At 57.6% G+C, this 4,666-nt stretch carries 5 protein-coding genes and 1 pseudogene; 3 read left to right on the top strand and 3 right to left on the bottom strand.

What is annotated here, in order from left to right:
• On the bottom strand, positions 1-1,301 hold a 1,301-nt coding region (gene rimO / locus ABNS66_RS15695), incomplete at its 3' end, for a 30S ribosomal protein S12 methylthiotransferase RimO (RefSeq protein ID WP_348655392.1).
• Positions 1,302-1,471: 170 nt separating this feature from the next.
• On the opposite strand from rimO, the gene ABNS66_RS15700 reads away from it, so the two are divergent.
• Positions 1,472-2,158, top strand: coding sequence for a haloacid dehalogenase type II (locus ABNS66_RS15700; RefSeq protein WP_286836907.1), 687 nt, complete (start codon positions 1,472-1,474; stop codon positions 2,156-2,158).
• The gene (locus tag ABNS66_RS15705; protein WP_286695820.1) at positions 2,151-2,888 is read left to right on the top strand and encodes a hypothetical protein; all 738 of its coding nucleotides are present in this window, start codon (positions 2,151-2,153) and stop codon (positions 2,886-2,888) included. Before ABNS66_RS15700 ends, ABNS66_RS15705 begins: the two co-directional genes overlap by 8 nt.
• Positions 2,889-2,893: 5 nt before the next feature.
• Here the strand turns inward: ABNS66_RS15705 and ABNS66_RS15710 are convergent, their stop codons facing one another.
• Both ABNS66_RS15710 and ABNS66_RS15715 read right to left on the bottom strand, forming a co-directional pair.
• A complete protein-coding gene (locus ABNS66_RS15710; protein ID WP_286695819.1) occupies positions 2,894-3,400 on the bottom strand; it encodes a DUF2244 domain-containing protein in 507 nt (168 codons plus the stop codon).
• Positions 3,401-3,492: 92 nt separating this feature from the next.
• On the bottom strand, positions 3,493-4,161 hold the full coding sequence (locus ABNS66_RS15715) for a pseudouridine synthase (RefSeq protein ID WP_286695818.1): 669 nt from the start codon (positions 4,159-4,161) through the stop codon (positions 3,493-3,495).
• A 197-nt stretch (positions 4,162-4,358) separates the two neighbouring features.
• Between ABNS66_RS15715 and ABNS66_RS15720 the strand changes: the two are divergent.
• A pseudogene (locus ABNS66_RS15720) lies at positions 4,359-4,666 on the top strand (protein methyltransferase); the annotation flags it as partial.

Below are 4,666 nucleotides of genomic sequence, written 5' to 3' on the forward strand. Positions count from 1 at the left end.
GCATCGCCTGGGCGAAGGTCGGTAACGCCATCGAGGTAGACTTTGCCATCAATCTCGGGGGCATCCGCATAGCAGCGTCCAATCGCGCCTTCTTCGTCGACGACATCGATCAACACTTCTAATTGCTGGCCGATGCGCTGCTGCAGCTTTTCTGCGGAAATGCGTTGCTGCACTTCCATGAAGCGCTCCCAGCGCTGTTGTTTCACGTCTTCGGGCACGGGGTCTGGTAGGTCGTTGGCGCTGGCCCCATCGACGGGTGAATACTGGAAGCAGCCGACGCGGTCCAGTTGAGCTTCTTCCAGCCAGTCGAGCAGCAACTGGAAGTCTTCTTCGGTTTCGCCCGGAAAGCCGACAATAAACGTTGAGCGTATTACCAGGTCGGGGCAGATTTTTCGCCAGGCTTTGATGCGCTCTAGCGTTTTTTCCTGATTGCCTGGGCGCTTCATCAACTTGAGCACACGCGGGCTGGCATGCTGAAACGGAATATCCAGGTAGGGAAGGATCTTGCCCTCAGCCATGAGGGGTATCATTTTGTCTACGTGGGGGTAGGGGTAGACATAGTGCATGCGTACCCACACGCCGAGCTCGCCCAGTGCAACGGCGAGGTCTTGCATGCGGGTTTCCAGAGCGCGGCCATCGACAAAGTCCAGCTTGTATTTGGTGTCCACACCGTAGGCGCTGGTGTCTTGCGAGATGACCAATAGTTCGCGGCTGCCGGCGGCGACCAGCTGCTTGGCCTCATCGACCACCTCAGCCAACGGGCGGCTGATGAGGTCGCCGCGCATCGCCGGAATAATGCAAAAGCTGCAGCGGTGGTTGCAGCCTTCGGAAATTTTTAAATACGCATAGTGCCGGGGCGTGAGTTTCACACCCTGCGGCGGTACCAAGTCGCGGTGAGGCTGGTAGCTGTCGTCCTGGGGAACATACTGATGAACCGCGCCCACAACGGCGTCAACAGCGGCCGGGCCGCTTACGTCGAGGACTTCTGGGTAGGCATTTTTAATGGCTTCGGCGTCGCTGCCTTTGCCCATGCAGCCAGTAACAATGACCTTGCCGTTTTCATTGATCGCCTCGCCAATCGCGTCCAGCGACTCCTGCTTTGCGCTGTCGATAAAGCCGCAGGTATTCACTACCACAACATCGGCATCGTTGTAGCTGGGAACGACCTCGTAGCCGTCTAAGCGCAGCTGGGTGAGTATGCGCTCGGAATCGACAAGCGCTTTCGGGCAGCCCAAACTAACAAATCCCACTTTTTGGGTTTTGTCAGCGTTTTTCTGCGGTGTGTTGTCGGGTGTGGCCATGGCTACCTCGCTATATAGACGGCGCGCATTTTACCTCAATTGCTGCCAGACTGCTCAATCAGAGAGGTGGGGGCGGCGAACGGTTTGGTTTAGCTTGCGCTGCAGCGATCGAGAGCGCTTCGCCAATTTGGTGCACCGCCTGATGGCGTTGAATAAAGGAGCGGGTCACTATGTCAAAAATACTGGGCTTTGATGTCTACGGCACGCTGGTCAATACGGCGGCGATAGAGACCCCGCTCCGTGAGCTTATGGGTGATCTCGCAGGGGTATTCGCTGCGCGCTGGCGGGAGAAACAATTGGAGTACAGCTTTCGGCGCGGACTGATGCAGCACTATGCCGATTTTTCTGTGTGTACGCGCCAGGCCCTGGATTATTGTTGTGAGGTCATGGCGCAGCCCCTTTCCCGTGAGCAGCGCAGCGCGTTGATTGCCGCCTACGCCGAGCTGCCAATTTTTGCCGATGTGCTCGACGTGCTGGCGCAGCTGGCCGGCGAGGGCCATCGACTTTTCGCCTTCTCCAATGGGGCTAAAGCAGATGTTCAGGCTATCCTGGCGAAGGCAGAAATTAGCGATTGGTTTGAGGGGGTGGTGAGTGCGGAGGAGGTGCGCGTGTTTAAGCCTAGCCCAGCCGTGTATGCACATTTTCTGCGGTCAACGGGTGGCCTTGTCGGGCACAGTTGGTTGGTGTCGTCTAACCCATTTGATGTGATCGGCGCGCGCAGTGCAGGTATGCAAGCGGCATGGGTAAAGCGCGACGCCAATGCAGTGTACGACCCCTGGGATATCGCACCGAGCGTGTGCGTGAAAAGCCTGGCAGAATTGCCTGCCCAATTATCAGAGAGGGATGTGAGTGAATAGAGTTTTCGTATTCGTTGCCGTATGGCTGTGGGCGCTGCCCACGTGGGCAGCAGAGGTGGCGTGGCAACAGGCCTATGTCGAGCAAAATATCCGCTTTATTGCCGAGCATACCGGGGCGCCCGCTGGTTTTAAGGCGGGGTTGAGTAACGCCGCGTCGCAGCAGCGTTTTGGCAGCGATAGAACGGTTTATGGCAGTTTGAGCGCGGCGGGCCAGCGGGCCTCGGGTGAGCGTGTCGCGCTGGCGGATTTTTCCCGCGGTATGGTTGAGCTGGAGTTGGCCTTTCAGTTAAACCAAGCGGTGGAAGCGCCCATTGCCAGCGTGGCAGAGCTGCAGTCGATCGTTCGCCGCGTGGCCATTGCACTCGAGTTGCCCGACTTGGCGTTATTGCCGGCTAGCCCCACCGCCAAAGAGATTGTTCGCGCCAATGTCGCCGGTAAATATTTTGTTATTGGCAATGGCGTGTCTCCGCAGGGCCTCGACCTGGATGCCCTGCCGTTGCGACTGTTTCGCGATGCGTCAATGATCGCACAGTCCTATGGCGGCGGCGTGAGTGGCGGTCAGTGGCAGGCCTTGTTAGCGCTGGTCAACCAACGTGTTGCCATGGGGTGGCGCATCACGCCTCAGCAGTGGTTGCTGACTGGCGCGCTGGGCGGCATGAATGCGCTGGAGCCCGGCTACTATCATGCCGAGTCTGTAGCGCTTGGCGGCGTCGCAATAACGGTGTACTAAGCAGCCTACATTGCCAGCGTGTCGGGGCGGCTGTGTTGCTGAACGCGCAGTCCCAGGCGTTTTAATGCCGCCAGCAATTCAACGCTGTCTTCGCGATTTAAAAATGCCCCGACGCGAACGGTTTTTGCGCGGCAGCACAAGCTGATTTCCAGGGGTGCCCAGGGGTGGTGGTGCTCCAGCACCAATATGCCACTGTGTTGCTGTGGCCACTGCCATTGTTGCTCTGCGCAAAAATAACCGCTTTCAATACGCAGCTGCTGTTCGTTTATGTGAATCACTTGTTGAATCTGCAGTTTGCCAAAGACGCGCCGCAGTAATACCCAGAGCAAAAATAATTCCAGCCCCATAAAGGGCAAGATCATCCATGCGCCAATAGCCAGAAACCCTGAGGCAAATACCAGATTGAGTCCCGCGATGGCCGCTAAGATGCGCCGGTTACTCTGCCAGCTGGCGGAACGGTTCGGGCGCAGCACAATTTGGCTGCCATCACGGTTTGTTTGCGTTTCAACCACCAGCCTATCCTCGTGCACTGGCTATAGTTTAGAGCAGGAAAAACCCCACCGGTAACTATACGTCTCCAGCAACAGTGAAAGATGTTTTTCCGTTAAACGGCAAAGGGTGGCGGGCAGGTAAATTGTATCGCTTTACCCGTGCTGGGGTGGTGCAAATTGAGTGCGCTGGCGTGCAGTAACAGCCGGGCCGATGCCTGCCTGGCTTGTTCATGGGCGTAGAACTCGCAGCCGAGGATCGGGTGGCCAATACTGGCGCAATGCACACGCAATTGGTGGGAACGACCGGTAATGGGGCTGAGCAGCAGGGTGCTATGGCTGTCGCTGCGGCGCAGGCATTCGTAGAGGGTTTGTGCAGACTTGCCGTGCTCAAAGTTAATATGTTGGCGAGGGCGACGCGGCCAGTCGCAGGCCAGCGGCAGATCGATTATGCCTTGGGCAGGGGCAACGCAGCCGCTGACGACGGCGTGATATTGCTTGGTGATCTGGCGTCGCTCGAATTGCTGGCTCAGGCGGCGGTGGCTGTCTTTATTCCGCGCAATCAACATCAGGCCAGAGGTGGCCATATCGAGTCTGTGCACAATTAATGCATCGGCGTATTGCTGCTGAATACGGCTTATCAGGCTATCGCGATTGGCCGGGTGACGGCCGGGAACTGACAATAAGCCCGCCGGTTTACTCACGGCCAGCAGGTCGTCGTCTTCATAGAGAATCCGGTGGGACTCATTGCAGGCGGGCACGATAAATTCAGTGGCTTGTGACACGGTAGGCTCTCGACAGTGGCTGGCTAAATTATGCGTGATCAGTGTGCGTGAGGCGAGTGCTCAAACGGCATCAATTTCGCTGAATTGGACGCCGACGTAGCGGTCGCTAGTCCGTATACTATCGCCGCCGAGAGCGGACTGGCGCTTGACTGCTTACCGTTGCTCATATCGCGCCGGCCTTAAAAACAGGACAAATGATGAAAATACCGTCACTGCAAGCGCGTCTGCGCGAGTACCTCCCGCATGGGCAGTTATCCCGCCAGCGCCTGCCTTTAGCGCCCGAGCTGGAGTTGTGGTTGCTCGATGAAGCCTACCCCCAGCACCTGCTCGACAGTGAGCAAATTCAGCGCATTATGAACTACCCGGCCTATTGGTGTTTTTGCTGGGCGAGCGGCCAGGTTATGGCGCGCTATATTATTGACCACCCCGAGTTGGTGCGCGGCAAGCGGGTGCTGGACTTCGGATGTGGCTCTGCGGTGGCCGCGATCGCGGCGGCCAAGGCAGG

This window comes from uncultured Spongiibacter sp., from assembly GCF_964011655.1.
Taxonomy (GTDB): Bacteria; Pseudomonadota; Gammaproteobacteria; order Pseudomonadales; family Spongiibacteraceae; genus Spongiibacter; species Spongiibacter marinus.

Excerpts from the sequence above, each read along its gene's own strand:
- ABNS66_RS15700 (WP_286836907.1), top strand. The coding sequence starts at position 1,472 with ATGTCAAAAATACTGGGCTTTGATGTCTACGGCACGCTGGTCAATACG.